Annotated in this window: 1 protein-coding gene and 1 pseudogene; both read left to right on the forward strand. The window is 45.4% G+C overall.

Annotated features, from left to right (window positions below; translation table 11 throughout):
• Positions 1-916, forward strand: a 916-nt coding sequence (locus tag ACR0P9_RS12880; RefSeq protein WP_432620764.1) for a hypothetical protein, incomplete at its 5' end; no start/stop codon positions are given.
• A gap of 5 nt (positions 917-921) precedes the next feature.
• Positions 922-1,233, forward strand: a pseudogene (locus ACR0P9_RS12885) (DNA polymerase III subunit delta); the annotation flags it as partial.

A 1,233-nucleotide genomic window follows, 5' to 3' on the forward strand; every position in this document is an offset into this window, starting at 1 on the left:
GACAAATTATGTATTGGCTGTCAGCGATTTCTTTGCCGAAATCCCGTTTGGTGTGTTATACTGTGAGAATACAACAGATTTTTTCGTATCTATTCTTGTCAGTGCGCTCACAGCTTTGCTTTTATGGCTGGCGAGCAAACGCATCCGCACAGTCGTCTTAGCCGGATTGATTGTGGTACTTATCGGAGTAAGTGCCTCTCGCAGCAACGCCGCGTGGGACGATTGGAAGGTAACGGTATTATCCGAGGGAAACGGGCAGGCAATCCTGGTATCTTGCCGAGATGAATTGGCTCTGATTGATTGCAGTGGCACAGGGTATCACGATGTTGTAGAAGACATCAAGCAATATATGGACTGGAACAATCAAGAAGACATTGATATTTTTATTCTGACTTCCATAGACAAATCTGCTGCACGAAATGCCGCTGAGCTATTGCAAGAAATTCCGGTTGACCAAGTGATTTTACCAGCGAAAAATCGGGAAAACAATGCCGTCTATCCCGATTTCATGAAAGTCTTGCAGGAAACACGCATTCCATATGACAAAACCGCTCCACAGCAAGAGCTGTCTGTCGGCGATCCAGCGTTGGGATTATCAATTTTGGGACGCGCGGAGCGTAAATTGGTGGTGCGGATGCAATCGGAAGATCAGAATTTGGTAACAGTCCGTGCCCTGACACAAAATATGCTGCTGGATTTGACCGAGCAGTATACGCTGTCCTGTGATACATTGCTGGTGTCTGACAGCTTTATGGGAGATGCAGATAAAATGCACATCTTATTACAACGCATAAACCCAAAACAGCTTATTGTAGAAAACGGATGGAAGAGCAAAGAAGCCTATGATGGTATTCCGGCCAGCAACCCCTATGCTGTCGGCGATATAACATGGAAAACCGTGCGGGAAGAGGAGTGAGAGATATGCCGCCTAAAACAAAAAAATCTAACAAAACGGATGGAACCCAGCTGCTCAAACAGGATTTGAAAAACCATACCATTGGTTCGCTGTATCTCATCGGCGGAGAAGAGACCTATCTCAAACAGCATTATCTGGCACAGTTAGAAAAAGAAGTTGTTGACGAGACATTTCGTGATTTCAATTACACGGTGTTTGAAGGAGCTTCTTTGCAAGCACAAGATTTGAGCGATACGATAGACAGTTTTCCGATGATGGCGGAGCGCCGTATGGTTGTAGTGCGCGATCTGGATGTTTTTAAGCCGACTGCTGCATTA

It is taken from the genome of Butyricicoccus sp. (assembly GCF_050872565.1).
In the GTDB taxonomy this organism is placed as follows: domain Bacteria; phylum Bacillota; class Clostridia; order Oscillospirales; family Butyricicoccaceae; genus Butyricicoccus_A.